Raw genomic sequence first — 26,047 nt, 5'->3', positions numbered from 1 at the left:
GGGATGACGCGGAGCGTCGTGGGCGGCATTCCCACGCGGAGCGGGGGAACGATCTGAGTCAATAGCTTCCCGGCTGAAGCCGGTCCTACGAAAAGCAGCGAGTACAGTGCGTAGGACCGGCTTCAGCCGGGAAGCCTTTGATCCGCCGTTGATCTTGATCTTCATACGCAGAAGGTCCAGACACCGCCAAACGCGACTTGGGTGCAGGCTGAACGCAGGTCTCGCGGAGTGGGCCGAGCCGCATGGATGCGGCGAGAGCGCCGTCAGGACATGGATGTCCGTTCGGCGCGGGCCCACGGAGCGAGGCCGGAGTGAAGGAACCCTGACGAAGGAAGGGCCCAACCAGGAGCACAAGCCCTTGGTTACTTGGGGCTTTATCAAGTAACTCGCCGAAGGCGAAACAGTCCGCCCCCAGGCGGACGCTCTTGATGTTGATCTTGATCCGGATAACCTCAAATTAATGCTTGGACTCAGACTGCGACATCGCCAACAACTGCTTCTCCTGATTCCAGTCGAACGGCTCATCGTTCTCCATCGCCTCAAAGCGACGCTCCTCCAGCGCCGTATACAAATCAATCTCATCGTCCGGCATGAAATGCAGACAATCGCCCGCGAAAAACCAAAGCAAATCCCGCGGCACCAAATGAGCAATCTGCGGATAACGCTGAATCACCTGACACAACAAATCCTGCCCCAGATACTGACTCTCGATCGGATCAGCCGGCAACAGCGTCAGCAACTCATCGTAACGCTCCAGAAACAGCGCATGACTTTCTTCGGGTACCTGCTCGGCCTCTCCCAGCGCGACCAGGATGCCGCGCAAGTGCAACAGCAGATTCATGATGTGGTCGAGATTGGCGTCGGCCATGATGAAGTCCTCAGAGACAAAAACAGGCGCGGGAGTATAGAGGCCCCCGCCGCCTGCGGCTATCTCAATGCCACAACCCGGCCAGATACCGGTGGCCTGCTTCAGTGAGGGCGAGGTGCGCATAGGTGCGATCGGGACTGGGCAGACGAGTGACGAAGCCCATCATCAGAAGGGTTTGCAGCGTTTGTGTCGGCTTGCCTCTGTAGAGATCCTCCCCCGAGGCGATTTCAGAGAGCAGGCAGCGATGAGTCAGGCGTTGATTAATCATGATGCGTCCCCTTGGGTTTTTCTTGTTGTTACCAAGGAGTGTAGGACAATTCGCTAGAGCGGTGTATGTAGACGTAAGTCGTGGGCAGCAACTGCAGGAGCGATTCCCTTGCTCGCGGATGACGGCGTGTCAGCTAACGTGCATGTTGCTGACCCACCGCAATCGCGAGCAAGCTCACTCCTACAGGGTACGTCGTTGTTAGCGGGTTTTGCCTTCGGTGGCGACCAGCTCTTCCTTATCAAAATCATCCACGTCGATCACCTTGCGTCGCGCCGCTTCCGCAGCGCGCAAGGTTTGCGCTTCCGCCGCCTGCAGCACGCCTGCATTGAGCGCGGCGTCGATCAGATGCTCGCCACCCGCTGGCTTGACCTGACCGCTTTTCACCCCGTGATGCAGTTTGCTGCGGATAGCCTTGGCGCCGCTGAGCAAGTCGCTGGCGTGCTGCAATGCGCCGACCGGATCTTCTGCGTCGGTCGGGCGATAGCAACCGGCAAGCACGGATTCCAGCGCCGGGTCGCCTTTGGCGCGGCCGAGGATCTCCGCGACCTGGGCATCGAGCCTGTCCGAGGGCCCCTTATGACGACGACCGAACGGGAACACGATCACCCGCAGCAGCCCGCCGAGAATGCGGTTCGGGAAGTTACTGAGCAATTCGTCCAGCGCTCGTTCCGACTCACCCAGCGCTTCTTCCATGGACCAGCAAAACAACGGCGCCAGCGCTTCGGGATAATCCAGATCGTGGTAACGCTTGAGCGCGGCGGACGCCAGGTACATGTGGCTCAACACATCACCCAGTCGCGCCGACAGACGCTCGCGGCGTTTCAGCTCGCCGCCCAGCAGCATCATGCTCAGGTCAGCCAGCATCGCAAACGCTGCAGCCTGCCGGTTCAGTGCGCGGAAATAACCCTGACTCAGGCGGTCCCCCGGCACGCTTTCGAAATGCCCCAGCCCCAGATTCAGCACCAACGTGCTGGCCGCGTTGCGAAAGGCAAAACCAATGTGCTGCATCAGCAGGCCGTCGAATTCCACCACCGCCCGGTCATGATCCTGACGACCGGCGAGGGCCATTTCCTTCAGCACGAACGGATGGCAGCGAATGGCGCCCTGACCAAAGATCATCAGGTTGCGCGACAGAATGTTCGCGCCTTCAACGGTGATGAAGATCGGCGCGCCTTGCCACGAGCGACCGAGGTAGTTGTTCGGGCCCATGATGATGCCCTTGCCGCCATGCACATCCATCGCATGGGTGATGCACTCACGGCCACGCTCGGTCAGGTGGTACTTCAGAATCGCCGACAGCACCGAAGGCTTCTCGCCCAAGTCCACCGCGTTGGCGGTCAGGATGCGTGCGCTGTCCATCAGCCAGGCGTTGCCGCCGATTCGCGCGAGGGATTCCTGAATCCCCTCGAACGCCGCCAGTGGCACATTGAATTGTTCGCGAACCTGGCTGTACTGCCCGGTAACCAGGCTGGTGAACTTCGCGGCGCCGGTACCGACTGCAGGCAGGGAAATCGAACGTCCGACCGACAGACAATTCATCAGCATCATCCAGCCTTTGCCAAGCATGTCCTGGCCGCCGATCAGGTATTCCAGCGGAATGAACACGTCCTTGCCGGAGTTCGGGCCGTTCATGAAGGCAGCGCCCAGTGGCACATGACGACGACCGATCTCCACACCCGCGGTGTCGGTGGGTATCAGCGCCAGGCTGATGCCCAGGTCTGTCTCGTCACCCAGCAAATGCTCAGGGTCGTAAGCCCTAAAGGCCAGGCCCAGAAGGGTAGCGACCGGGCCGAGGGTGATGTAGCGCTTTTCCCAGTTCAGGCGCAGACCGATGACTTCTTCGCCTTCCCACTGGCCCTTGCAGATGATCCCGGTGTCGGGCATCGCCCCTGCGTCGGAGCCAGCCAGCGGGCCGGTCAATGCAAAGCACGGGATCTCGTCGCCACGGGCCAGGCGTGGCAAGTAGTGATTGCGCTGCTCGTCGGTGCCGTAATGCAGCAGCAGCTCTGCCGGGCCCAGTGAGTTGGGCACCATGACGGTGGAGGCCAGATCGCCGCTGCGGGTCGCCAGCTTCATCGCCACTTGCGAGTGGGCGTAGGCCGAGAACCCTTTGCCGCCATACTCCTTGGGAATAATCAGAGCAAAAAAGCCGTGCGCTTTTATATGCGCCCAGGCTTCCGGGGGCAGGTCCATAGCCTGACCGATTTCCCAGTCGCTGACCATGGCGCAGAGTTCTTCGGTCGGACCGTCGAGGAACGCCTGCTCTTCGTCGGTCAGCGTGCTTTTTGGGTAGCTCAGCAGGGTGTTCCAGTCCGGACGGCCGCTGAACAGCTCGCCATCCCACCACACCGTGCCGGCGTCGATAGCGTCACGCTCGGTGGCGGACATCGGCGGCAGCACTCTCTGGAACCACGAGAACATCGGTGTACTGAAGTGTTTGCGACGCAGGTCCGGCAGCGCCAGCATCAACGCGACGCCAAGCCACAACACCCACGGGATGATCATCCATCCGTGGGCATGGCTGAACGCGCCCATCGCCAGCAGGTACACCGCGACGATGCCCAGGGCGGGGAAGGGCGCAACACGCCGATGGGCCAGCCAGGCCACGCCGACCACCAACACTACGATCCACAACAACAGCATAAACAGCCCTCCATGATGACGGTGCGATAAGCGCAACCGGCTGCGCAGTCGACCGCTCTGGCCCGCGCTTCGATAGTGACCCCGCGCTACCAAGGGAGTTCGGGGGCTGGCCGATGCACAGGAAGTTGTGGCTCGAACACCCGCATCCCGGAGTAGACTGTGGCCCGCCGCAAACGCCACTCATCGCTCGTTGACCACACGGAGAATGACAACATGTTGAAGATCTGGGGCCGCAAGAACTCGTCCAATGTGCGCAAGGCATTGTGGATCGCCGAGGAACTGGGGCTGGAATATGAGTCGCTGAATGCCGGCGGCGCTTTCGGGGTCAACGATCAGCCCGAGTATCTGGCGAAGAACCCCAACGGCGTGGTGCCGATGATTGAAGACGGCGAATTTGTGCTGTGGGAATCCAACACCATCGTTCGCTATCTGGCGGCTCAATACGCGCCTGATTCTTTGCTCTATCCCGCCAGCCCCAAGGCGCGTGCCCAGGCTGAAAAGTGGATGGACTGGACCACGTCGACACTGGCCGCTCCCTTTCGCCCGGTGTTCTGGGGCGTAGTACGCACGCCAGCCGACAAACAGGACTGGACGCAAATCAACGCGGCGATAGCCGAAGTCGAACGCCCGCTGGTCATCGTCGACGCAGCACTGGCGCATCAGCCATACCTCTCGGGCGATGAATTCGGCGTGGGCGACATTCCCCTCGGCTGCTTCGCTTACCCCTGGTTCGAAATGCCGATTGAACGTCGCGAGCTGCCCCACCTCAAAGCCTGGTACGAACGTTTGCAACAGCGTCCGGCGTATCGCAAGGCGGTCATGACCGCGCTGACCTGAGTTCAGCCCGTGTCGAGTTAATACTGACTATCAACCGATGTCGTTGTACTTGGGCGGCATCGGCACGCAACATTGCGACCACTGCGCTTGCAACCTTGTGTTGCGCCTGATTTTCCCGCTGCGCGGCACGGTAAATGTCAGCGGCCGTGTCAGTCCGGCGACTGTACTTTCGTATTCGTTTATCTTCCCTTTTTCATTTTTATTGGTGTGTGTTCAGTCATGAGTTCAGCTCTGTCCATCCGGCAGCTAACCAAGACCTACGGCAACGGTTTCCAGGCCCTCAAGGGCATTGATCTGGACGTCGCCGAGGGTGATTTCTTCGCATTGCTCGGCCCTAACGGCGCCGGCAAATCCACCACCATCGGGATCATCTCGACCTTGGTCAACAAGACCAGCGGCACGGTGAACATTTTCGGCCACGATCTCGATACCAATCCTGCGCAGCTCAAACGCTCAATCGGCGTGGTGCCGCAGGAATTCAATTTCAACCAGTTCGAGAAGACCTTCGACATCGTCGTGACCCAGGCGGGTTATTACGGCATCCCGCCGAAGATCGCCAAAGAGCGCGCCGAGCAGTACCTGACCCAGCTGGGTTTGTGGGACAAGCGCGACTCGCCGTCACGTTCATTGTCCGGCGGCATGAAGCGCCGTCTGATGATCGCCCGCGCGCTGATTCACGAGCCGCGCCTGTTGATCCTCGACGAGCCAACCGCGGGTGTAGATATCGAATTGCGCCGTTCCATGTGGACCTTTCTCACCGAGCTGAACGAGAAGGGCATCACCATCATCCTCACCACCCATTACCTGGAGGAGGCTGAGCAGCTGTGCCGCAATATCGGCATCATCGATCACGGCACGATCATCGAAAACACCAGCATGAAGGCGCTGCTCAACAAGCTGCACGTCGAGACCTTCCTGCTGGATCTGCGGGATCCGCTGCAGGCCGCGCCTCAGCTCAACGGCTATCCCGTGCACTTGGTGGATAACCAGACGCTTGAAGTGCAGGTCGACAAGACCATCGGCATCACGTCGCTGTTCAGTCAGTTGTCGCTGCAGAACATTCAGGTGTTGAGCATGCGCAATAAAACCAATCGCCTTGAGGAGTTGTTCGTGGGTCTGGTCGAGAAGAATCTGGCGAAGGTGGCGATATGAGCTCGGAGCTGCGCCCCAATCTGATCGCCCTGAACACCATCGTTTACCGTGAGGTCCGGCGTTTCATGCGGATCTGGCCGCAGACCCTGCTGCCGCCGGCGATCACCATGGTTCTGTACTTCGTGATCTTCGGCAACCTGATCGGTCGGCAGATTGGCGACATGGGTGGCTTCACTTACATGCAGTACATCGTGCCCGGCCTGATCATGATGTCAGTGATCACCAACTCCTATGGCAACGTGGTATCGAGCTTCTTCGGCGCCAAGTTTCAGCGTTCGGTTGAAGAGTTGATGGTTTCGCCGGTGTCGCCCCACACCATCCTGATCGGCTACACCATCGGCGGCGTGCTGCGCGGGCTGGCGGTGGGGGTGATCGTGACGATGCTGTCGATGTTCTTCACCGATCTGCAGGTGCATCACTTGGGTATCACGATCATCGTGGTGCTGCTGACCGCGACGATTTTCTCGCTGCTGGGCTTCATCAACGCCGTGTTTGCGCGCAATTTCGATGATATTTCCATCATTCCGACCTTCGTGTTGACGCCGTTGACCTACCTGGGCGGGGTGTTCTACTCGATCAACCTGCTGCCGCCGTTCTGGCAGACCGTGTCGCTGGCCAACCCGGTGCTGCACATGGTCAACGCCTTCCGCTTCGGCATCCTTGGCGTGTCTGACATCAAGATCAGCATCGCTCTGGCGTTCATGGTCGTTGCGACCATCGTGCTCTACCTCGGCTGCGCGCGATTGCTGGTGAGCGGACGCGGGATGCGTCAGTAACAGATTTAGGACGATCTTGTGAAATAGCGGCGGACTCGATTATGAGTCCGCCGCATTCTTATGTGGGAGCGAGCTTGCTCGCGAAGACTCCATTACACGCGCTGAATGGGTAGCGGATGTACTGACCTCTTCGCGAGCAAGCTCGCTCCCACCGGATTGGCGGCGTTGGCGCTACTGACGTTTAGCCTTGCGCGCCCTCCACTGCCGTCCGACCCACCAGCGCCAGTACGCCATCGTCCCGAAATACCCCGCCACGCCCAGCACAATCCCCGCCACCACCGACCCCAGCAAGAACGGCTGCCACAAGGTGGACAGCTGTCCACTGATCCAGTCCCAACTCAGCTCGTCCGGGAAATGCCGCGGCGGCAAGCCCATCAGCAGCGCGCCGATTTTATAGGTGCAATAAAACACCGGCGGCATCGTCAGCGGGTTGGTCAGCCAGCACAGACTGACAGCGATCGGCATGTTTGCCCGAACCCAGATCGCCAGCACGGCCGCCAGTAGCATTTGCAACGGCATTGGCATCAAGGCGGCAAACAGCCCGATCCCCATCGCGCGGGCCACGGAATGTCGATTGAGGTGCCAGAGGTTGGGGTCGTGCAGAAGAGAGCCAAGAAAGCGTAAGGATTTGTGTTCCCGGATGCTGTTCGGATCGGGCATGTACCGCTTGATCAGGTGGCGTGGCATACGGGAATCCGGCGAGGTGGGCGGGAAATTCGGGGAAGTATGCACGGATAGTCGCAAACGCAAATTCAGACTTTGTGACAATTAATAAGCGCGCGTGCCGGCGCATCGGCTAAGCCATGGAGGTCGATTTCACCCGCAGACAAGGAAAGCCTCATGCGCACAGGGATGCTCGCCCTCGCACTCGGACTGCTGACGCTACGTTTTCTGCCAGCATTACCGCCGGTCTGGTTGCTGCTGGCGATGCCCGTGGTGGCGCTGATGCTGCTGCCGTTTCGCACCTACCCCCTGGCGTTTTATCTGTTCGGGCTGACCTGGGCCTGCGTCTCGGCGTCGTCGGCGCTGGATGACCGACTGGCCGAGCGCCTCGATGGGCAAACGCTCTGGCTGGAGGGACGCGTCGTCGGGCTGCCGCAGACAATCGACGGCGTGGTGCGTTTTCAGCTGGATGATCCCGTTTCACGACGCGCGCGGCTTCCCGAACAGATCCGCATTGGCTGGTACGGCGGGCCGCCGGTCAATAGCGGGGAGCGTTGGCGTCTGGCGGTCAAACTCAAGCGCCCCGGTGGGCTGGTCAATCCCGGCGCGTTCGATTACGAGGCATGGCTGCTGGCGCAGCGCATTGGCGCCACCGGCACGGTGGTGGACGGCCAGTTGCTCGAACCGGCCCAGGACAATTGGCGCGACGGCATTCGCCAGCGCCTGCTGAGTGTGGATGCCCAGGGCCGGGAGGGCGGTCTGGCGGCCTTGGTGCTGGGGGACGATTCCGGATTGAGCGCCGCTGATTGGCAAGTCCTGCAGGACACCGGCACCGTTCACTTGCTGGTCATTTCCGGAACGCACATCGGCTTGCTCGCCGGTTTGCTCTACGGCCTGGTGGCTGGCCTGGCCCGATGGGGCGCGTGGCCGCCATTTCTGCCCTGGCTGCCCTCGGCGTGCATCGCGGCCTTCTCGGGCGCGCTGGCATATGGCGTGCTGGCGGGCTTTGAAGTGCCGGTGCAGCGGGCTGTCACCATGCTGGGCCTGGTGCTGCTGTGGCGTCTTCGTTACCGCCATCTGGGCGCCACATGGCCGCTGTTGCTGGCGCTGAATCTGGTGCTGCTCGCCGAGCCACTGATCACGTTGCGCCCGGGTTTCTGGCTGTCGTTTCTTGCGGTCGCGATCCTGATGCTGATCTTCAGCGGTCGACTCGGGCCGTGGAGCTGGCTGCAAAGCTGGACCCGCGCACAATGGCTGATCGCGGTGGGGCTGTTGCCGGTGCTGCTGATGTTGAGCTTGCCGGTGAGCGTGAGCGGTCCCGCCGTCAATCTGCTCGCCGTGCCGTGGTTGAGCCTGCTGATCTTGCCCCTGGCGTTGCTCGGCACGGCGCTCCTTGTTATCCCTCCGCTGGGCGAAGGTCTGTTGTGGCTGGCAGGCGGCGCGATGGACGGGCTGTTTCGCTGGCTGACGTTCATGGCCGATCTCGCTCCCGCCTGGACCGGCCCCCACGTGCCACTGTGGGTCTGGCCGCTGAGCCTGTTCGGCGCGTTGCTGCTGTTGCTGCCCAAAGGCCTGCCGATGCGTCCGTTGGGCTGGCCGTTACTGTTGCTTTGCATCTTCCCGCCGCAGAAAACCGTGCCTGTCGGGCAGGTCGAAGTGCTGCAGCTGGATGTGGGGCAGGGGCTCGCCATCCTGCTGCGCACCCGCGACCACGCCCTGCTGTACGACGCAGGGCCGCGTTTCGGTGATTTCGATATCGGTGAGCGCGTGGTATTGCCGGCCATTCGGCGCGCCGGGCTCAAGCAACTGGACACCCTGCTGCTCAGTCATGCCGATGCCGATCATGCCGGTGGTGCCGCTGCCGTTCGCAAGGGCGTGCCGGTCGCGCGGGTGCTGACGGGTGACGTAGGGCGCATGCCGACCGAATTGTCAGCCGAGTCCTGCCGTAACGGGGAAACATGGACGTGGGATGAAGTCGTTTTTTCCACTTGGATATGGGAGCAGGCCGCCGAGGGCAATCAGGCTTCCTGTGTGCTCAGCGTCGAGGCCAATGGCGAGCGGCTGTTGCTGACCGGTGATATCGACGTCGCTGCCGAACGCGCGATGCTCGACGACGGCTTCAACGTCAGCGCCCACTGGCTGCAATCTCCCCACCACGGCAGCCGCAGCTCGTCGTCGCGGGGGTTTCTGCGCGTGGTCGGTGCGCGGGGCGTGCTGATTTCCCGAGGCCGCAATAATGCGTTCGGCCATCCCCATCCGCTGGTGATGTCGCGCTACGCATGGTCGGGCATGGAGATTCACGACAGCGCTGTGCTGGGTGCTATCACCGTGCAATTGGGCGCTTACGAAAAGGCGCTGGCCGAACGTGGGACGCGGCGCTTCTGGCGTGACTGAAAGGTCTGGTTATTCATCGACACGTTCGGCGAGGCGCCGACGCTATGTTAGAGTGGCGCCACTTTTTTTCAGGGGGTGGTCGCTGTGTGGGAGCTGGTCAAATCAGGTGGCTGGATGATGCTACCGATCATTTTGAGTTCCATCGCCGCCGTCGGAATCATCATTGAACGCCTCTGGACCCTGCGCGCCAGTCGCATCACGCCGCCGCATTTGCTCGGCCAGGTGTGGCGCTGGATTCAGGACAAGCAACTGAGCGCCGAGAAGCTCAAGGAGCTGCGCGCCGACTCGCCGCTGGGTGAAATCCTCGCCGCCGGTCTGGCCAATTCCCGTCATGGTCGCGAGATCATGAAGGAGTGCATCGAGGAAGCCGCAGCCCGGGTCATTCACGAGCTCGAACGCTATCTGGCAACACTCGGCACCATCGCTGCCATGGCGCCGCTGCTGGGTTTGCTGGGCACCGTGCTCGGCATGATCGACATCTTCAGCTCGTTCACCAGCAGCGGCATGACCGGAAACGCCGGCATGCTTGCCGGCGGTATTGGCAAGGCATTGATCTGCACCGCTTCAGGCCTGACCGTTGCGATTCCCGCGATCTTCTTCCATCGCTATCTGCAAACCCGCGTCGATGAGCTGGTGGTCGGCATGGAACAGGAAGCCATAAAACTGGTGGAAGTCGTGCAGGGCGACCGTGACGTCGACCTCACCGACGCCAAGCCGGACATCAAGGCTGCCGCACGTGGCGAGGGCAAGAAGAAGTGAAATTCCGCCGTCGCAAACCCAGGGAGACCATCGACATCAATCTGGTGTCGCTGATCGACGTGGTGTTCATCCTGCTGCTGTTCTTTGTTGTGACCACCACGTTCACCCGGGAAACCCAACTGCGCGTTGACCTGCCCCAGGCGGTGACCGGCGCTTCGGCCGATGACGTCGACAAGAAACACGTCGACATCACCATCAATGCTGACGGCGTGTATTCGGTGAACAACACCCTGCTGGGCGACAGCAAGCTGGAAACCCTCATCGACGCCCTGCAGAAGGAATCCGAGGGCGACACCAGTCTGCCGCTGTCGATCAGCGCTGACGGCAAGACCCCGCACCAGGCGGTCATCACCGCCATGGACGCCGCCGGCAAACTCGGTTTCGCCCATTTGCGCATGACCACCGTCGAGGCCGCATCGGCTAACTGATGGCATTCACTGACCGACTGCTCGACGCCTGGTACAACGGCCATCCGGCGCTGGTGCTGCTGCGCCCGCTCGAATGCCTGTACCGGCGCGTGGTGAACCGCAAGCGTGCGCGTTTCCTCGCAGGGCAGGGCGACATTTATAAAGCGCCCGTTCCGGTGGTGGTCGTCGGCAATATCACCGTCGGCGGCACCGGCAAGACGCCGCTGATTCTCTGGATGATCGATCATTGCCGGGCGCGCGGGCTGCGCGTCGGTGTGGTCAGTCGGGGCTACGGCGCAAAACCGCCGAGCCTGCCCTGGCGCGTACGGCCGCAACAAGGTGCCGAGCATGCGGGCGATGAACCGCTGCTGATCGTCAACCGCACCGGTGTGCCGTTGATGATCGACCCGGATCGCTCGCAAGCCGTGCGCGCCTTGCTGGCTGAAGAGCCCCTTGATCTCATTCTTTCCGACGACGGCCTGCAGCACTATCGCCTGAATCGCGACCTCGAACTGGTGCTGATCGATGCCGTCCGCGGGCTTGGCAATCGCCGCTGCCTGCCGGCAGGCCCGTTGCGCGAACCGGTCCAGCGGCTGCGCAGCGTGGATGCGCTGTTGTACAACGGCGCGAGCGCGGATCGCGAAGACGGCTTCGGGTTTCAGCTCAAGCCCTCGGCGCTGGTCAACCTGGTAACCGGTGAGCGCCGGCCGGTCGATCATTTTTCGCGCGGTCAGCAGGTCCACGCAGTGGCCGGTATCGGTAACCCACAACGTTTCTTCAACACCCTCGAAGGACTACACTGGCGGCCTGTTCCACATGCGTTCGCCGACCACGCCGTGTTCAGTGCCCAAGCGCTGTCGTTCACCCCGGCATTGCCCCTGGTCATGACCGAGAAGGACGCCGTCAAATGCGCGTCTTTTGCCGCGCCGGACTGGTGGTACCTGACCGTGGAAGCCGTGCCTTCGCCGGCGTTCGTCAGTTGGTTCGATTCGCAGTTAACCCGTCTTTTGCCATGACTCGCTCAGGATCTCTTATGGACACCAAATTGCTCGACATTCTTGCCTGCCCGATCTGCAAGGGTCCGCTCAAGCTCAGCGCCGACAAAACCGAGCTGATCAGCAAAGGCGCCGGTCTGGCCTACCCGATCCGCGACGGCATCCCGGTAATGCTGGAAAGCGAAGCGCGCACCCTTACCACTGACGAGCGTCTGGACAAATGACCGCAGCGTTCACCGTTGTCATTCCGGCGCGCTACGGCTCCAGTCGCTTTCCCGGCAAGCCACTGAAAACCATCGCTGGCAAGCCGATGATCCAGCACGTCTGGGAACAGGCGCGCAAAAGCAGCGCAGAGCGCGTGGTGGTTGCCACTGACGATCAGCGCATCGTCGACGCCTGCCAGGCGTTCGGCGCCGAAGTGCTGATGACCCGCGACGATCACAATTCCGGCACCGACCGCCTGGCTGAAGTCGCCGCCCAGCTGGGTCTGGCCGACGACGCCATCGTGGTCAACGTCCAGGGCGACGAGCCAATGATCCCGCCCGCCGTGATCGATCAGGTCGCCGACAATCTTGCGGCTCATCCCGAGGCGCGCATGTCGACCCTCGCCGAGCCAATCGAGGACGTGACCTCGCTGTTCAATCCCAACGTGGTCAAGGTCTGCTCTGATCTCAACGGCCTGGCGCTGACTTTCAGCCGCGCGCCGCTGCCCTGGGCTCGCGATGCCTTGGCGAAGTCCCGCGACACGCTGCCGGAAGGCGTGCCGTATCGCCGCCACATCGGCATTTATGCCTACCGCGCCGGGTTTCTCCACGACTTCGTCAGCTGGGGCCCATGCTGGCTGGAAAACACCGAAAACCTCGAGCAGTTGCGTGCGCTCTGGCACGGTGTGCGCATTCACGTGGCCGACGCCCTCGAGGCGCCACCGGCCGGCGTCGATACCGCGGAAGACCTGGAACGCGTTCGTCGTCTGCTGGAGGCTTGATGAGCGTGGGTCTGGTACTTCTTCCACTGTTTTCGCGGACGCATCCATGACGCTGAATGTGCAACACGACGTGTCTCTCAAGCCCTACAACACGTTCGGCGTAAATGTCCGCGCCCGGCGCTTTGCCGAGGCGTTCAGCGACGACGACGTACGCGAGGCCTTGGCGTATTCGACCCGCCACGACGTGCCGTTGATGGTCATCGGCGGCGGCAGCAACTTGCTGCTGACCCGTGACGTCGATGCCCTTGTATTGCGCATGGCCAGCCGTGGCATCCGCATCGTTCACGAGGATTGCGACGGCGCCATTGTCGAAGCGGAGGCGGGCGAGCCCTGGCATCCGTTCGTGCTGGACACACTCGCCCAGGGGTTGGCGGGGCTGGAAAACCTCAGCCTGATCCCCGGCACCGTCGGCGCTGCACCGATGCAAAACATCGGCGCTTACGGCGTTGAGCTCAAGGATGTTTTTCACAGCCTGACCGCGATTGATCGGCACAGCGGCGAGCTGCGGGAATTTGTCCTGGCCGACTGCGAGTTCGGCTACCGCGACAGCTTATTCAAGCGTCAGCCAAACCGTTGGCTGATCCTGCGTGTTCGCTTCAAGCTCAGCTACTCGGCGACCCTTCACCTCGATTACGGGCCGGTGCGTCAGCGCCTGGAAGAGCAGGGCATCAAAGAGCCTTCGCCGATGCACGTGAGCCGGGCGATCTGCGCCATTCGCAGCGAAAAACTGCCGGACCCCGCCACGCTGGGCAACGCAGGGAGCTTCTTCAAGAACCCGCTGGTGTCCGCCGAGCGTGTGGCTGCCATCAAACTTACGCACCCTGGCGTCGTCGGCTACCCTCAGGCGGATGGCCAGGTAAAGCTGGCGGCCGGCTGGTTGATCGAGCAGGCGGGCTGGAAGGGCTTCCGTGACGGCGACGCAGGGGTTCATGCGCTGCAGTCGCTGGTGCTGGTCAATTATGGCCAGGCATCGGGCGAGCAATTGCTCGCTCTGGCGCAGCGGATTCAGGCGGACATCCTCGAGCGCTTCGGTGTTGCGCTGGAAATGGAACCCAACCTCTATTGATCGGGGCGTGTCCTCCGGTTTGAGCGTCACTTAGTCGCTATTCAGTGAGAGGGTTAACCATGAGTGAAACCCTATGCGCGATCGTGCTGGCGGCGGGCCACGGCAGCCGATACCGCGCAGTTGCCGGTGACCACCGTAACAAGCTTCTGGCGCAATGCCTCGGGCGTGACGGCACGGAGCGATCTGTGCTGGAGCAGGTGCTTGTCACCGTCAGCCCCCTGGCCGATAAGACCGTCCTGCTGACCCGAGCCGATTACTGCAGCGTTGCCGAGTTGGGCCTGCGCCATGGCTATGAAGTGGTGGTACTGGATTCCCCCGGCATGGGCGACAGCATCGCCGCAGCCGTTTCGGCCGAGCCCGCCCATCGCGGCTGGTTGATTGCGTTGGGCGACATGCCTTTCATTGATCCTCACACCCTCGAACGTGTGGCCCGTTCGGTGGAGGACAACGCCATCAGCGTACCGCTCCATGGCGGAAAGTATGGGCACCCAGTCGCTTTTGGTCGTGCGTTCGGGCCGGCGCTCATGGCGCTGGCGGGGGAGAAGGGCGCCAAAAGGTTATTCCAGGGCGCGCGGATCAAGGAGATCGAGGTCGACGACCCGGGCGTGTTGTGGGACGTGGACGTCCCCGCTGCGCTGACCTTTCAACCGCGCTGATCTCACACTCCGCATAACCTCAGGTCCCCTAGACGGCAGGCATAAAAAAGCCCCACCTGTTCACACAGGTGGGGCTTTTTGGTTACAGCCGATTAAACGAGCGGTTTAGGCTCATCCGAGGCTTGCGCCTCCTTCTGCTGACGCTCGGCTTCCAGACGACGGCGACGCACTTCACGAGGATCGTTCGGTGCACGGCCATTGCTGGCAACCGGCAGCGCAGGTGTTTCTTCTTTGGCCGGTTCTGCAACCGGCGCCTGAGGAGGTTCGACCGCCACTGGCGCGGCGACGATTTCCGGTGCTGCGGTCTGAGCGGCTGCTTCGACGGCCGGGGCGATGACCGGTTCAGCGGCCCCAGGCTGCTGAGCAACGGGTTCGACGACTTTCGGTGCCTCGATTTCCGGCGCCTTGGCTTGCTCTGGCTCTGCAGCCTGAGCCGGTTCAGTGATCTGAACGAGCTCAGGTGCTTTGGCAGGCTCGGCCGCCTGAACAGGCTCGGTCGCCTGGACATGCTCGGCTTTAACAGGTTCAACAACGTGAACCGGCTCAGCGACGGCTACTTCAACCGCCTCATGCACCAGTGCAGGAGTCGGCATAAACGCCGGGGCTTCCACAACCGCTGGCGCTTCAACAGCAACCGAAGACTCGGCACTGGCTGGCGCGTCGGTCGATTCGGCTTCAGCGGCTGCTTTCACCTGACGTTCGAACGGGCTCAGCGAGGCGTCGAATGTGGCTACTTCCACTTCTGGCATCACCGAACGCCTGGCTTCAGGCGCAGGAGTTTCAACGGCAGGCGCTTCTGGCGCTGCTTCATGGGCCTGAGCGATCGGTGCTGCTTCAGTCGCGCTGGCTTCAACGGACGTGTTAGCACGTTCAGCCTGACGGTGAGCATCGGCTTCGGCCGTGGCGCTGATGACGCGCTCCGCTACTGCCGCAACGCTTGCACTGGCGGCGACGTTGCCACGGTCAGCATTCGCGTGCACTTCGTCATGGGACTCATGACCACGCTCGCTGCCTTCGCCGTCGTTGGCTTCAGAACCTTCCGAACCCTCAACGCCTTCGCTGCCTTCGATTTCATTGCCATTGGCGTCACGCTGACGCTCGCGACGGTTGCTGCGACGACGCTGACCGCGTGAACGACGACGAGGGCGATCGCCTTCGGCGTGCTCCTGGTTGTCATCCTGTTGCTCTTCGGTGGTCAGCAGGGTTTCGTCTTCGGCAGCCACTGCAGCCTGTTCAGCGCGCGGTTGACGCTCTTCACGCGGTGCACGTGGCTGACGCTCTTCACGCGGAGCGCGCTCAGGGCGTTCTTCGCGGGGCAGGTTGACCGCCGGTGCGGCGTCGATCGGCTCACGCAGTTCACGCACACGCTCTTCACGCGGCTTGCGGTCTTCACGTCCAGCACGTGGCTGACGCTCTTCCCGTGGCGCACGGGCCGGACGCTCTTCGCGCGGTGCCGTGGTTTCTTCACGCGGTTCGCGCGGTGCACGCTCTTCACGAGGCGCGCGCTCTTCGCGTGGGGCACGCTCTTCACGGGGTGCGCGTTCTTCGCGATCGGCACGCGGCGCACGTTCTTCACGCGGCTTGCGCTCTTCGTCACGACGGCCGTTACGGCTGCGGCTCTGCTGACGGCCATTACGGCGCTCGTCATTGCGCGCAGGACGCTCGGTAGCCGGTTTTTCAACCACCGCGGCAGGCGCGACAGCAGCAGGCTCTTCTTTGGAAGCGAACAGGCTGACCAGCGATTTCACCAGGCCCTTGAACAGGCTTGGCTCATGGGCGACCGGTGCAGGCGCAACAGCGACCGGCGCAGCGGCTTCAACCGGAACCGGTGCATTGGCACGGGCCGGGGCGGTCTTGACTGCCGCTTCCTGACGAACCAGGGTGCGGGTGGCGGCGGCAGGCGGCGCCACTTCTTCCACTTCAGCAGCAGCGGCAGCGATTTCATAGCTGGTCTGCAGGCTGTGGGCTTCCGGACTGTCATCACGCAGACGCTGCACTTCGAAGTGCGGGGTCTCGAGATGGTCGTTTGGCAGAATGATGATGCGCGCGCGGGTGCGCAGTTCGATTTTGGTGATCGAATTGCGTTTTTCGTTGAGCAGGAACGCAGCGACCGGGATCGGCACTTGAGCGCGCACTTCGGCCGTACGGTCTTTCAGCGCTTCTTCTTCGATCAGGCGCAGGATCGCCAGCGACAGCGATTCAACGTCACGGATGATGCCGGTGCCGTTGCAACGCGGGCAAACGATACCGCTGCTCTCGCCCAGGGAGGGACGCAGACGCTGACGGGACATTTCCAGCAAGCCGAAGCGCGAGATGCGACCGACCTGAACGCGGGCACGGTCCGCTTCGAGGCTTTCACGGACCTTTTCTTCCACGGCGCGCTGGTTCTTGGCCGGGGTCATGTCGATGAAGTCGATGACGATCAGGCCGCCGATGTCGCGCAGACGCAGTTGACGGGCGATTTCCTCAGCCGCTTCAAGGTTGGTCTGCAGGGCGGTCTCTTCGATATCGCTGCCCTTGGTGGCGCGCGCCGAGTTAATGTCGATGGACACCAGTGCTTCGGTCGGATCGATGACGATGGAGCCACCCGAAGGCAGTTCGACGACGCGCTGGAAGGCGGTTTCGATCTGGCTTTCGATCTGGAAACGGTTGAACAGCGGAACGCTGTCTTCGTAGAGCTTGATCTTGCTGGCGTACTGCGGCATCACCTGACGGATGAAGGTCAGCGCTTCTTCCTGGGCTTCGACGCTGTCGATCAGCACTTCGCCGATGTCCTGGCGCAGATAGTCGCGGATGGCGCGGATGATGACGTTGCTTTCCTGATAGATCAGGAACGGTGCGGAGCGGTCGAGGGAAGCCTCTTTGATCGCGGTCCACAGTTGCAGCAGGTAATCGAGGTCCCACTGCATTTCTTCGCTGCTGCGGCCAAGGCCGGCAGTGCGAACGATCAGACCCATGTCGGCAGGGGCGATCAGGCCGTTCAGCGCTTCACGCAGCTCGTTGCGCTCTTCGCCTTCGATACGACGCGAGATGCCGCCGGCGCGAGGGTTGTTCGGCATCAGGACCAGATAACGACCTGCGAGGCTGATGAATGTGGTCAGGGCTGCGCCCTTATTGCCACGCTCTTCTTTCTCGACCTGAACGATGACTTCCTGGCCTTCGCTCAGGACGTCCTTGATGTTGACGCGGCCTTCGGGCGACTTCTTGAAGTATTCGCGGGAGATTTCTTTCAGCGGCAGAAAGCCGTGACGCTCGGAGCCGAAGTCGACAAACGCGGCTTCGAGGCTGGGTTCGATACGCGTGATCCGGCCTTTATAGATGTTGGCCTTCTTCTGTTCGCGGGCCCCGGATTCGATGTCCAGGTCGTAGAGGCGCTGGCCGTCTACCAGCGCAACACGCAACTCTTCGGGTTGAGTTGCGTTAATCAGCATTCTTTTCATGTAGTACCGTCGGTTTCCGGGCTGCCGGAAACGGCGTTCGGCACACACGACTTCTCACGGTCGGTGTCAGGGCACGTCAGGAGTGCTTGAACACTCCAGTGTCTAACGAGGTTCGGCCAGCGGGGCCGAGTCGCGACGACGTTCCTGCTTGCTGTGGTGACAAATGACACCCTGTCAGCAAAAGCTTTGTCAGGAGGAGGAATCAACCATCGGTAGCGGACGATATGAAGCGTCTTGAATAAAGCCTTGTGCTACACAGTCCGACGGTTGTGCGTCTCCACCCCACACGTATCCCTGATAATTCGGGTGCTGCCGCGCGCTGAATCCGCAGCGGGTTGCATTTATCGCGATCTTCCAGGGGAAGTTCGCGCGTCATGGCTCAAATAAGGCATGGTTTCCGAAGCATTCGCCCGGTGCGACTGCCAGCGACTGCACTTTGTGAACTGGCCTTGAACGTGGGCCTCGATGGCGAGTGACTCACTCTGCGATCGGGCTTGTTTCAGGCCTCATGTCACCTGCGCTCGTTACGCTCGCATATCTTCCGTTGTCACCGAAAGCCCCGTAGGACGGCCTCGCGCCCTCGTGAATTGCGTTGAACAGGGCCGGCTGTCATACCGTTTGTCCGCTGTCCAGGCCGCTTTTGGCGGCGTTCGCGACTATAGCAGCAATCATTAAGTGCTTCAAATCCATAAAAAATTGTTATGATTTGCGCCATGACAAATCTCACCCCCCCAACCCCCGGCGTCCGGCTGGTAGAGGTTGCGCCGGAATTTGCCGGTCAACGCATCGATAACTTTCTGATCACGTACCTCAAGGGCGTTCCCAAGACCTTGATTTACCGCATTTTGCGCAAAGGCGAAGTGCGCGTGAACAAAGGCCGGATCAAGCCCGAGTACAAGCTTCAGGCGGGCGACGTCGTGCGCGTCCCGCCCGTTCGCGTGCCTGAGCGCGACGAACCTGTGCCCGTTGCCCAGGGTCTGCTGCAGCGTCTGGAAGCGGCCATCGTCCATGAAGACAAAGGCCTGATCGTCCTCAACAAGCCTGCCGGCATCGCCGTTCACGGCGGCAGCGGCTTGAGCTTCGGGGTCATCGAAGCCTTTCGTCAGCTGCGGCCTGACGCCAAGGAGCTGGAGCTGGTCCACCGTCTGGACCGTGACACCTCCGGGCTGTTGATGATCGCCAAGAAGCGCAGCATGTTGCGTCACCTGCACGAGCAGTTGCGCGGCGATGGCGTGGATAAGCGCTACATGGCGCTGGTCCGCGGAAACTGGCCGACCGCGCAGAAGCAGGTCCGTGCGCCATTGCTCAAGAGCAATCTTCGCTCTGGCGAGCGCATGGTCGAAGTCAACGAAGAGGGCAAGGAGGCGCTGACCCTGTTCAAGGTCCTGCGCCGCTTTGGAGACTTCGCCACCATGGTCGAAGCCCGGCCAATCACGGGCCGCACCCACCAGATTCGCGTGCACGCCTTGCATGCCGGCCACTGCATTGCCGGTGACCCGAAGTACGGTGATGAGGATTTCAGTCGTGAAATCCGAGACCTCGGCGGCAAGCGCCTGTTCCTGCACGCCTACGCCCTGACCGTGCCGCTGCCGGACGGTGGCGAGCTTAAAGTTGAAGCGCCCGTCGACGAGATGTGGGCCAAGACCGTGGAGCGACTGCTGCTTGCGCCCTGATTACGAACTGCTGATCTTCGATTGGGACGGTACGCTGTCCGACTCTATCGGTCGTATTGTCGACGCGATGCAAGCCGCCGCGCACCTTGCCCGTCGTCCGGTACATGATGATGCAGCCATCAAGGGCATTATTGGTCTGGGTTTGCCGGAAGCGATTCGCACCTTGTACCCGGACATCACGGCCAATGACCTGATCGAGTTCCGGCAGCACTACGCCGACCGTTACATGGCCATGGACGTTGAGCCTTCTAAACTGTTCGACGGTGTGCATGAGTCGCTGGAGGCATTTCGTGCCGAGGGCTATCGCCTGGCGGTCGCCACCGGCAAGGCCCGGCGTGGCCTGGATCGAGTGTTAAAGGCGCACGGCTGGACCGACTTCTTCGACGCCACCCGCGCAGCAGACGAAACGGCCAGCAAGCCGGATCCGCTGATGCTGAATGAAATCCTGCAGCATTGCGGCGTCAGGCCTGAAAAGGCGCTGATGATTGGCGATGCTTCGTTCGATCTGCTCATGGCTCGCAATGCCGGAATGGATTCAGTGGCTGTCGGGTATGGCGCGCAAGCGCTAGGGTCTCTGCTTCAATACCAGCCGCGTCTGGCGATCGAGCACTTTTCCGAATTGCGCACCTGGTTGGGTGCGCGGACTGCTGAAACTTCGTTGTTGGGGTAACTGATCTATGTCGGACGAATGGAAATCTCCGTCTTCGCCAGAGCGCGACGACGCAGGGGATGCAAAAAGCTGGAAACTGCTGGAAAAGACCCTGCTCGCCAGTGTGCAGGAGCAGCGCAGGTCGCGACGCTGGGGAATCTTTTTCAAGTCCCTGACCTTTCTTTATCTGTTCGGCGCGCTGGCGTTGTTTTCGCCGCTCATGGATTTCGGCAAGGGCGCCTCGCGCAGCGCCAGTCACACGGCGCTGATCGAAGTGAAGGGCATGATCGCCGACACCGAGGCCGCCAGTGCCGACAATATCGTTGGCAGCCTGCGGGCAGCGTTCGAGGACGAAAAAACCAAGGGCGTGATTCTGCGCATCAATAGCCCAGGCGGCGGTCCGGTGCAGTCCGGCTACATCTACGATGAAATCCGACGATTGCGTGCGCAGAAGCCGAACATCAAGGTGTATGCGGTGATCACGGATCTCGGGGCGTCCGGTGCGTATTACATCGCCAGCGCCGCCGACCAGATTTATGCCGACAAGGCCAGTCTGGTGGGTTCGATCGGTGTCACGGCGGCCGGTTTCGGTTTCGTCGGCACGATGGAGAAGCTGGGTGTTGACCGTCGTACCTATACCTCGGGCGAGCACAAGGCCTTCCTTGACCCGTTCCAGCCGCCAAAGGCTGACGAGACTGCGTTCTGGCAGGGTGTTCTGGACACCACTCACAACCAGTTCATCGCCAGCGTCAAAGCGGGTCGCGGTGATCGCCTGAAGGACAAGGAGCATCCGGAGTTGTTCTCGGGGCTGGTCTGGACGGGCGAGCAGGCGGTGGGCTTGGGGCTGGTCGATGGGCTTGGCAGTGCCAGCTATGTGGCGCGCGATATCATCGGCGAGAAAGAGATGGTCGATTACACGGTTAAAGAGTCGCCGTTTGATCGTTTCTCCAAAAAGATGGGCGCCAGCGTCGCTGAGCAGATCGCGATGTGGGCAGGCTTCACTGGGCCGTCCCTGCGCTGATCGCGGCAGTCTTGATGTGTGATGAAAAGCCCGGCCAATGGTCGGGCTTTTCGTATCGGTTTTTTTAGCGAGGTCAGGGCAGTTCGACGCCCTCGTTCATCAGCATGTCCACCAGGCGTATTAAAGGAAGACCGATCAGGCTGGTCGCATCGGGGCCTTCGGTGCTGCGGAACAGACTGACGCCCAGTCCTTCGGCCTTGAAGCTGCCGGCGCAGTCATAGGGTTGTTCGGCGTGCAGGTAGCGGCTGATGCGAGCGTCGTCCAGCTGGCGCATGTGTACGGTGAAGGGCACGCAATCAACCTGGCACTGACCCGTGCGGCTATTGAAGAGCACAAGTCCGGTGAGGAAGCTGACGCTGTTGCCGCTGCTCGCCTTCAGCTGTTCCAGCGCGCGCTCGAACGTGTGGGGCTTGCCGAGAATCTGTTCGCCAAGCACGGCCACCTGGTCTGACCCGATGATTAAGTGGTCGGGGAATTGGTCAGCCAGTGCCATGGCTTTTTCGCGCGCCAGGCGGGTCACAAGATCGACGGACGGTTCGTCTGGGCGACGACTTTCATCGATATCGGGTGAGGCACAGACGAACGGCAATCGCAGGCGATCGAGCAATTCGCGGCGGTAGGGCGAGCTGGAAGCAAGGAGTAGAGGCAGCATGGGGTGCTCCGTAACATGAAAGTCGAGTGTAATCAGCGGCTCAGGTTGCGAACAGGCCTGAATTTCCTTTGACAGTCGCAAGGGTCGTCCCTAAAATGCTGCGCCTATGTTGAATGACCCGATTCCACCTCACGTTGACCCGCGCAAATTAGCTGATCGTGGCACTACTCTTCAGGGAGAGATGCTGCTGGCTGATTTGGAGAGACTCTGCGACCCGCTTGCTGACAATCTCGGTACGGTGCAGGCGAAATTCGTTTTTGAGCGAGACGAGCAGCGCGCTGTGGTTATCCACAGTGCAATTGACGTCGAAGTCAAAATGGTTTGCCAGCGTTGTCTTGAGCTGGTCACCTTTCCGATCCACAGCGAATGCAGTTATGCGGTGGTGAAGGAGGGTGCAAACACCCAGTCGTTGCCGAAAGGCTATGACGTGCTGGAACTCGGCGAAGATCCCATGGATCTGCTGGCTTTGATCGAGGATGAGCTTCTGCTCGCCTTGCCCATTGTTCCAACTCATGATCCGAAAGAATGCCAGCCGCCGGCGGACCTCAACGAGTCCGAGCCGAGCGAGGACGAGGTAACGCGGTCCAACCCGTTCAGTGTATTGGCGCAGTTAAAGCGTGACCCAAACGTTTAGGAGTTAATCAATTATGGCTGTTCAGCAGAACAAAAAATCCCGCTCTGCCCGTGACATGCGTCGTTCGCACGACGCTCTCGAGGCTAGCACTCTGTCTGTAGAAAAAACCACCGGTGAAGTTCACCTGCGTCACCACGTATCGCCAGAAGGCGTATACCGTGGCCGTAAAGTGATCGACAAGGGCGCTGACGAGTAATTTCTTGTCTGCTCCGGTCATCGCGATCGACGCAATGGGCGGGGACTTCGGTCCCCGCAACATTGTTCAGGCCAGCATTGCCTGCCTGCTCGCTACACCCTCGTTACACCTGACCCTCGTCGGTCAATCCTCCCTTCTTGAAGAACTCATCGCACGCCACTCCGGTGTCGATCGCTCACGCCTGCGCGTTGTGCACGCCAGCGAAATCATCACCATGGATGAGCGCCCGTCCCAGGCCTTGCGCGGCAAGCCTGATTCGTCGATGCGCGTCGCGCTGGGGCTTCTCGCCGAAGGCAAGGCCCACGCCTGTGTCAGTGCAGGCAACACCGGCGCCTTGATGGCGCTGTCCCGGTTTGTGTTGAAAACCCTGCCGGGCATCGACCGCCCGGCCATGGTGGCCGCGATGCCGACACGCAGTGGTTATTGCCAGTTGCTGGATCTGGGCGCGAACGTCGATTGCACCGCCGAGCATCTTTACCAGTTCGCCGTGATGGGTTCGGTGGCGGCAGAGGCGCTGGGCGTGGTGCGACCCAGAGTCGCACTGCTGAACGTCGGCACCGAAGACATTAAGGGCAATCAGCAGGTCAAGCTGGCGGCTGGTCTGTTGCAGGCTGCGCCCGGGCTGAATTACATCGGCTTTGTCGAAGGCGATGGCCTCTATCGGGGTGAGGCTGATGTGGTGGTTTGCGACGGCTTCGTCGGCAATGTGCTGCTGAAATCCAGCGAAGGCCTGGCGTTGATGATTGGCGAGCGGATCGAGCGGTTGTTTCGCCGCAACCTGCTGTCGCGGCTGGTGGGTTTGATGGCAAGGCCTGTGCTCGGCAGACTCAAGGCCGACCTGGCGCCGGCGCGGCACAACGGCGCCAGTTTTCTGGGGCTGCAGGGCATCGTGGTGAAGAGTCACGGCTCGGCCGATGCTCAGGGTTTCCAGAGCGCGATACAGCGGGCGCTGATCGAGATTCAGGAAAACCTGCCACAGCGCTTGCGCGGTCGTCTTGAGGATCTGCTTTAGGGCTTCGATCCTAGTCTTGGGCTAGAATGTGACGCCTGTGACCGAGTGGTCATCCAACTGTCCATCGCAACACATTGAATTACTTCGCGTTCGGCCCGCCGGACGCTCATTTTGACGACAATAATCAGGGGCTTGTTAATGTCTGCTTCCGTCGCATTTGTCTTTCCGGGCCAAGGCTCGCAGTCCCTCGGCATGCTGGCCGAGCTGGGCGCGCAGCATCCGCTGGTGCTGGAAACGTTCAAAGAAGCTTCCGATGCTCTGGGCTATGACCTCTGGGCGCTGACCCAGCAGGGCCCGGAAGAAAGCCTCAATCAGACCGATAAAACCCAGCCTGCCATTCTTACCGCGTCGGTCGCCTTGTGGCGTCTGTGGCTGGCGGAAGGCGGCGTGCGCCCGGCGTATGTCGCCGGCCACAGTCTGGGTGAATACAGCGCGCTGGTTGCGGCCGGCAGCCTGACACTTGCCGATGCGGTGAAGCTGGTCGAGCGTCGGGGTCAGCTGATGCAGGAAGCTGTGCCTGCGGGGCAGGGGGGCATGGCGGCCATTCTGGGCCTGGACGATGCGGTGGTCATTGCTGCCTGTGCCGAAGCGGCTCAGGGCGAGGTGGTCAGTGCGGTGAATTTCAATTCACCCGGACAAGTCGTGATTGCCGGTGCCAAGGCCGCCGTTGAGCGCGCCATCGACGTCTGCAAGGCCAAAGGCGCCAAGCGTGCCTTGCCGTTGCCGGTGAGCGTGCCCTCGCACTGTGAGCTGATGCGCCCGGCGGCGGAACGCTTCGCCGAGTCGATCGCTGCCATTGACTGGCAGGTGCCGCAGATCCCGCTGGTGCAGAACGTCACCGCAGGTGTCGTGTCCGACCTCGATACCCTTAAAGCCGATCTGCTGCAGCAGCTCTACAAGCCAGTGCGCTGGGTTGAATCGATCCAGACGCTGGCAGCCCAGGGCGCCCTGCAACTGGTCGAATGCGGCCCGGGCAAGGTGCTTGCCGGATTGAACAAGCGTTGCGCCGATGGCGTGGCCACCCACAACCTCAATACCCCAGACGCCTTCGCCGCCGCTCGTGCGGCGCTGGCCTGATTAGGAGACGCCTGCATGAGTCAGGGTAAAGTTGCACTTGTCACCGGCGCGAGCCGAGGCATTGGCCGGGCGATCGCCCTTGAACTGGGTCGTAACGGCGCTACCGTTGTGGGCACGGCGACGTCCGAATCCGGCGCCGAGAAGATCACCGCTTATTTCAAGGAAAACGGCATCGAAGGCTTCGGCCTGGCGCTGGACGTAGGCAGCGACGAATCCGTTGCCGCTGCGCTCGCCCAGATCACCGAGCGCGTGGGTGCGCCGTTGATCCTGGTCAACAACGCCGGTATCACCCGTGACAACCTGATGATGCGCATGAAGGATGACGAGTGGCATGACGTCATCAACACCAACCTGAGCAGTCTGTTTCGCCTATCTAAAGGCGTTCTGCGCGGGATGACCAAGGCGCGCTGGGGCCGGATCATCAGCATTGGTTCGGTGGTGGGTGCCATGGGCAACGCAGGTCAAGTAAACTACGCAGCCGCCAAGGCGGGTCTGGAAGGCTTCAGCCGTGCTCTGGCACGTGAAGTCGGGTCGCGCGCAGTGACGGTCAACTCGGTGACGCCGGGTTTCATCGACACTGACATGACCCGCGAGCTGCCAGAAGCGCAACGTGATTCCCTGACGGCCCAGATTCCTTTGGGCCGACTGGGGCAGGCAGAAGAGATAGCGCATGTTGTCGCTTTTCTTGCCTCAGAAGGTGCAGGCTACGTGACCGGGGCTACAATCCCCGTTAACGGCGGCATGTACATGTGACCGGTCGTATCGAAAAAATGTCATACGGGCTGTCTAAAATCCGTTATAAAGCTGAAATCTTTTAAGGGGTAGAGGGCTGTTGGGCGTAGCGGGAATTGCGTTTAGCTTGAAATGCGCAAAACCTCTTCTATACACTTACCCATCGGCCAGCTGCCTGAATTTGTCCACTAGGAGTTAAAACACGGTATGAGCACCATCGAAGAGCGCGTCAAGAAAATCGTTGCCGAACAACTTGGCGTCAAGGAAGAGGAAGTCGTCAACACTGCTTCCTTCGTTGAAGACCTGGGTGCCGACTCCCTTGATACCGTAGAGCTGGTAATGGCTCTGGAAGAGGAATTCGAGACCGAAATCCCTGACGAAGAAGCCGAGAAGATCACCACCGTACAAGCCGCTATCGATTACGTTACTGCCCACCAGGCGTAAGATTTTGTAATCGTAGTTTGCTGTCCTGGAGAAACCGCACTGCCCCTG

General features: G+C 61.2%; 26 protein-coding genes. 20 read left to right on the top strand and 6 right to left on the bottom strand.

Annotated features, from left to right (window positions below; genetic code table 11):
* Positions 1–457 precede the first annotated feature (457 nt).
* The 3 genes from AC0Z8Z_RS17410 to AC0Z8Z_RS17400 form a co-directional block, all read right to left on the bottom strand.
* Positions 458–868: a PA2817 family protein gene (locus AC0Z8Z_RS17410; RefSeq protein ID WP_074888183.1), complete on the bottom strand. Its 411-nt coding sequence runs from the start codon at positions 866–868 to the stop codon at positions 458–460.
* A 64-nt stretch (positions 869–932) separates the two neighbouring features.
* Positions 933–1,136 carry a helix-turn-helix domain-containing protein gene (locus AC0Z8Z_RS17405; protein ID WP_163022082.1) on the bottom strand — a complete coding sequence of 68 codons (204 nt, stop codon included), beginning with the start codon at positions 1,134–1,136 and terminating at the stop codon, positions 933–935.
* A gap of 198 nt (positions 1,137–1,334) precedes the next feature.
* On the bottom strand, positions 1,335–3,779 hold the full coding sequence (locus tag AC0Z8Z_RS17400) for an acyl-CoA dehydrogenase (RefSeq protein WP_485619910.1): 2,445 nt from the start codon (positions 3,777–3,779) through the stop codon (positions 1,335–1,337).
* 213 nt (positions 3,780–3,992) lie between these two features.
* Between AC0Z8Z_RS17400 and AC0Z8Z_RS17395 the strand changes: the two genes are divergently transcribed.
* The 3 genes from AC0Z8Z_RS17395 to AC0Z8Z_RS17385 all read left to right on the top strand — a co-directional run bounded on the left by AC0Z8Z_RS17395 (position 3,993) and on the right by AC0Z8Z_RS17385 (position 6,544).
* A complete protein-coding gene (locus AC0Z8Z_RS17395) occupies positions 3,993–4,616 on the top strand; it encodes a glutathione S-transferase family protein (RefSeq protein ID WP_485619909.1) in 624 nt (207 codons plus the stop codon).
* A 219-nt stretch (positions 4,617–4,835) separates the two neighbouring features.
* Positions 4,836–5,768: an ABC transporter ATP-binding protein gene (locus tag AC0Z8Z_RS17390; RefSeq protein WP_485619908.1), complete on the top strand. Its 933-nt coding sequence runs from the start codon at positions 4,836–4,838 to the stop codon at positions 5,766–5,768.
* Positions 5,765–6,544, top strand: coding sequence for an ABC transporter permease (locus AC0Z8Z_RS17385; protein WP_065993104.1), 780 nt, complete (start codon positions 5,765–5,767; stop codon positions 6,542–6,544). The genes AC0Z8Z_RS17390 and AC0Z8Z_RS17385 overlap by 4 nt, the downstream gene beginning before the upstream one ends.
* Positions 6,545–6,715: 171 nt before the next feature.
* On the opposite strand, the gene AC0Z8Z_RS17380 is transcribed toward AC0Z8Z_RS17385, so the two are convergent.
* Positions 6,716–7,231, bottom strand: a complete 516-nt coding sequence (locus AC0Z8Z_RS17380) for a DUF2062 domain-containing protein (protein ID WP_485619907.1) — start codon at positions 7,229–7,231, stop codon at positions 6,716–6,718.
* Between the two features lie 153 nt (positions 7,232–7,384).
* Between AC0Z8Z_RS17380 and AC0Z8Z_RS17375 the strand changes: the two genes are divergently transcribed.
* From AC0Z8Z_RS17375 to AC0Z8Z_RS17340, 8 genes are all read left to right on the top strand, one after another.
* Entirely contained in the window at positions 7,385–9,601 is a 2,217-nt protein-coding gene (locus AC0Z8Z_RS17375; RefSeq protein WP_485619906.1) for a DNA internalization-related competence protein ComEC/Rec2, read from the top strand.
* A gap of 84 nt (positions 9,602–9,685) precedes the next feature.
* The gene (locus AC0Z8Z_RS17370; RefSeq protein WP_172609193.1) at positions 9,686–10,360 is read left to right on the top strand and encodes a MotA/TolQ/ExbB proton channel family protein; all 675 of its coding nucleotides are present in this window, start codon (positions 9,686–9,688) and stop codon (positions 10,358–10,360) included.
* Entirely contained in the window at positions 10,357–10,788 is a 432-nt protein-coding gene (locus tag AC0Z8Z_RS17365) for an ExbD/TolR family protein (RefSeq protein ID WP_172609192.1), read from the top strand. The genes AC0Z8Z_RS17370 and AC0Z8Z_RS17365 overlap by 4 nt, the downstream gene beginning before the upstream one ends.
* On the top strand, positions 10,788–11,783 hold the full coding sequence (gene lpxK / locus AC0Z8Z_RS17360) for a tetraacyldisaccharide 4'-kinase (protein ID WP_485619905.1): 996 nt from the start codon (positions 10,788–10,790) through the stop codon (positions 11,781–11,783). The genes AC0Z8Z_RS17365 and lpxK overlap by 1 nt, the downstream gene beginning before the upstream one ends.
* 17 nt (positions 11,784–11,800) lie before the next feature.
* On the top strand, positions 11,801–11,986 hold the full coding sequence (locus AC0Z8Z_RS17355) for a Trm112 family protein (protein WP_003174668.1): 186 nt from the start codon (positions 11,801–11,803) through the stop codon (positions 11,984–11,986).
* Positions 11,983–12,747 carry a 3-deoxy-manno-octulosonate cytidylyltransferase gene (gene kdsB / locus AC0Z8Z_RS17350; RefSeq protein WP_205487137.1) on the top strand — a complete coding sequence of 255 codons (765 nt, stop codon included), beginning with the start codon at positions 11,983–11,985 and terminating at the stop codon, positions 12,745–12,747. The genes AC0Z8Z_RS17355 and kdsB overlap by 4 nt, the downstream gene beginning before the upstream one ends.
* Before the next feature lie 46 nt (positions 12,748–12,793).
* Positions 12,794–13,813, top strand: a complete 1,020-nt coding sequence (murB, locus tag AC0Z8Z_RS17345) for a UDP-N-acetylmuramate dehydrogenase (protein WP_485619904.1) — start codon at positions 12,794–12,796, stop codon at positions 13,811–13,813.
* Positions 13,814–13,872: 59 nt separating this feature from the next.
* Entirely contained in the window at positions 13,873–14,469 is a 597-nt protein-coding gene (locus AC0Z8Z_RS17340) for a nucleotidyltransferase family protein (RefSeq protein ID WP_485619903.1), read from the top strand.
* Positions 14,470–14,561: 92 nt separating this feature from the next.
* Here the strand turns inward: AC0Z8Z_RS17340 and rne are convergent, their stop codons facing one another.
* On the bottom strand, positions 14,562–17,900 hold the full coding sequence (gene rne / locus AC0Z8Z_RS17335; protein WP_485619902.1) for a ribonuclease E: 3,339 nt from the start codon (positions 17,898–17,900) through the stop codon (positions 14,562–14,564).
* 722 nt (positions 17,901–18,622) lie between these two features.
* On the opposite strand from rne, the gene rluC reads away from it, so the two are divergent.
* Genes rluC through AC0Z8Z_RS17320 form a run of 3 tightly spaced genes read left to right on the top strand, consistent with a single transcriptional unit; the run spans position 18,623 to position 21,252 of the window.
* The gene (rluC, locus tag AC0Z8Z_RS17330) at positions 18,623–19,582 is read left to right on the top strand and encodes a 23S rRNA pseudouridine(955/2504/2580) synthase RluC (protein ID WP_122535554.1); all 960 of its coding nucleotides are present in this window, start codon (positions 18,623–18,625) and stop codon (positions 19,580–19,582) included.
* Positions 19,572–20,252 carry an HAD-IA family hydrolase gene (locus AC0Z8Z_RS17325; protein ID WP_485619901.1) on the top strand — a complete coding sequence of 227 codons (681 nt, stop codon included), beginning with the start codon at positions 19,572–19,574 and terminating at the stop codon, positions 20,250–20,252. Before rluC ends, AC0Z8Z_RS17325 begins: the two co-directional genes overlap by 11 nt.
* A 7-nt stretch (positions 20,253–20,259) precedes the next feature.
* Positions 20,260–21,252, top strand: coding sequence for a S49 family peptidase (locus tag AC0Z8Z_RS17320; RefSeq protein ID WP_485619900.1), 993 nt, complete (start codon positions 20,260–20,262; stop codon positions 21,250–21,252).
* 73 nt (positions 21,253–21,325) lie between these two features.
* Here AC0Z8Z_RS17320 and AC0Z8Z_RS17315 read toward each other — a convergent pair whose 3' ends face one another.
* The gene (locus tag AC0Z8Z_RS17315) at positions 21,326–21,904 is read right to left on the bottom strand and encodes a Maf family protein (RefSeq protein WP_485619899.1); all 579 of its coding nucleotides are present in this window, start codon (positions 21,902–21,904) and stop codon (positions 21,326–21,328) included.
* 106 nt (positions 21,905–22,010) lie between these two features.
* On the opposite strand from AC0Z8Z_RS17315, the gene AC0Z8Z_RS17310 reads away from it, so the two are divergent.
* The 6 genes from AC0Z8Z_RS17310 to acpP all read left to right on the top strand — a co-directional run bounded on the left by AC0Z8Z_RS17310 (position 22,011) and on the right by acpP (position 25,999).
* Positions 22,011–22,538 carry a YceD family protein gene (locus tag AC0Z8Z_RS17310; protein ID WP_065993122.1) on the top strand — a complete coding sequence of 176 codons (528 nt, stop codon included), beginning with the start codon at positions 22,011–22,013 and terminating at the stop codon, positions 22,536–22,538.
* Positions 22,539–22,551: 13 nt separating this feature from the next.
* A complete protein-coding gene (gene rpmF, locus AC0Z8Z_RS17305; protein WP_003179396.1) occupies positions 22,552–22,734 on the top strand; it encodes a 50S ribosomal protein L32 in 183 nt (60 codons plus the stop codon).
* A 4-nt stretch (positions 22,735–22,738) separates the two neighbouring features.
* Complete coding sequence (gene plsX / locus AC0Z8Z_RS17300; RefSeq protein ID WP_485619898.1) at positions 22,739–23,746, top strand: phosphate acyltransferase PlsX; 1,008 nt, start codon at positions 22,739–22,741, stop codon at positions 23,744–23,746.
* Between the two features lie 138 nt (positions 23,747–23,884).
* Positions 23,885–24,823 carry an ACP S-malonyltransferase gene (gene fabD, locus AC0Z8Z_RS17295; protein WP_485619897.1) on the top strand — a complete coding sequence of 313 codons (939 nt, stop codon included), beginning with the start codon at positions 23,885–23,887 and terminating at the stop codon, positions 24,821–24,823.
* Between the two features lie 15 nt (positions 24,824–24,838).
* Complete coding sequence (gene fabG, locus AC0Z8Z_RS17290) at positions 24,839–25,576, top strand: 3-oxoacyl-ACP reductase FabG (protein ID WP_037011760.1); 738 nt, start codon at positions 24,839–24,841, stop codon at positions 25,574–25,576.
* 186 nt (positions 25,577–25,762) lie between these two features.
* Positions 25,763–25,999: an acyl carrier protein gene (gene acpP / locus AC0Z8Z_RS17285; RefSeq protein ID WP_007987170.1), complete on the top strand. Its 237-nt coding sequence runs from the start codon at positions 25,763–25,765 to the stop codon at positions 25,997–25,999.
* Positions 26,000–26,047: the final 48 nt, after the last annotated feature.

The organism is Pseudomonas sp. 1L-C-7-B-C1, from assembly GCF_057291635.1.
This window is presented reverse-complemented; position numbering and strand designations above follow the sequence as displayed.

What these genes read in the sequence shown, in the direction of transcription:
- AC0Z8Z_RS17410 (WP_074888183.1), bottom strand. Translation starts at nt 868, where the DNA reads ATGGCCGACGCCAATCTCGACCACATCATGAATCTGCTGTTGCACTTG.
- AC0Z8Z_RS17405 (WP_163022082.1), bottom strand. Translation starts at nt 1,136, where the DNA reads ATGATTAATCAACGCCTGACTCATCGCTGCCTGCTCTCTGAAATCGCC.
- AC0Z8Z_RS17400 (WP_485619910.1), bottom strand. Translation starts at nt 3,779, where the DNA reads ATGCTGTTGTTGTGGATCGTAGTGTTGGTGGTCGGCGTGGCCTGGCTG.
- AC0Z8Z_RS17395 (WP_485619909.1), top strand. Translation starts at nt 3,993, where the DNA reads ATGTTGAAGATCTGGGGCCGCAAGAACTCGTCCAATGTGCGCAAGGCA.
- AC0Z8Z_RS17390 (WP_485619908.1), top strand. Translation starts at nt 4,836, where the DNA reads ATGAGTTCAGCTCTGTCCATCCGGCAGCTAACCAAGACCTACGGCAAC.
- AC0Z8Z_RS17385 (WP_065993104.1), top strand. Translation starts at nt 5,765, where the DNA reads ATGAGCTCGGAGCTGCGCCCCAATCTGATCGCCCTGAACACCATCGTT.
- AC0Z8Z_RS17380 (WP_485619907.1), bottom strand. Translation starts at nt 7,231, where the DNA reads ATGCCACGCCACCTGATCAAGCGGTACATGCCCGATCCGAACAGCATC.
- AC0Z8Z_RS17375 (WP_485619906.1), top strand. Translation starts at nt 7,385, where the DNA reads ATGCGCACAGGGATGCTCGCCCTCGCACTCGGACTGCTGACGCTACGT.
- lpxK (WP_485619905.1), top strand. Translation starts at nt 10,788, where the DNA reads ATGGCATTCACTGACCGACTGCTCGACGCCTGGTACAACGGCCATCCG.
- AC0Z8Z_RS17355 (WP_003174668.1), top strand. Translation starts at nt 11,801, where the DNA reads ATGGACACCAAATTGCTCGACATTCTTGCCTGCCCGATCTGCAAGGGT.
- kdsB (WP_205487137.1), top strand. Translation starts at nt 11,983, where the DNA reads ATGACCGCAGCGTTCACCGTTGTCATTCCGGCGCGCTACGGCTCCAGT.
- murB (WP_485619904.1), top strand. Translation starts at nt 12,794, where the DNA reads ATGACGCTGAATGTGCAACACGACGTGTCTCTCAAGCCCTACAACACG.
- AC0Z8Z_RS17340 (WP_485619903.1), top strand. Translation starts at nt 13,873, where the DNA reads ATGAGTGAAACCCTATGCGCGATCGTGCTGGCGGCGGGCCACGGCAGC.
- rne (WP_485619902.1), bottom strand. Translation starts at nt 17,900, where the DNA reads ATGCTGATTAACGCAACTCAACCCGAAGAGTTGCGTGTTGCGCTGGTA.
- rluC (WP_122535554.1), top strand. Translation starts at nt 18,623, where the DNA reads ATGACAAATCTCACCCCCCCAACCCCCGGCGTCCGGCTGGTAGAGGTT.
- AC0Z8Z_RS17320 (WP_485619900.1), top strand. Translation starts at nt 20,260, where the DNA reads ATGTCGGACGAATGGAAATCTCCGTCTTCGCCAGAGCGCGACGACGCA.
- AC0Z8Z_RS17315 (WP_485619899.1), bottom strand. Translation starts at nt 21,904, where the DNA reads ATGCTGCCTCTACTCCTTGCTTCCAGCTCGCCCTACCGCCGCGAATTG.
- AC0Z8Z_RS17310 (WP_065993122.1), top strand. Translation starts at nt 22,011, where the DNA reads ATGTTGAATGACCCGATTCCACCTCACGTTGACCCGCGCAAATTAGCT.
- rpmF (WP_003179396.1), top strand. Translation starts at nt 22,552, where the DNA reads ATGGCTGTTCAGCAGAACAAAAAATCCCGCTCTGCCCGTGACATGCGT.
- fabD (WP_485619897.1), top strand. Translation starts at nt 23,885, where the DNA reads ATGTCTGCTTCCGTCGCATTTGTCTTTCCGGGCCAAGGCTCGCAGTCC.
- fabG (WP_037011760.1), top strand. Translation starts at nt 24,839, where the DNA reads ATGAGTCAGGGTAAAGTTGCACTTGTCACCGGCGCGAGCCGAGGCATT.
- acpP (WP_007987170.1), top strand. Translation starts at nt 25,763, where the DNA reads ATGAGCACCATCGAAGAGCGCGTCAAGAAAATCGTTGCCGAACAACTT.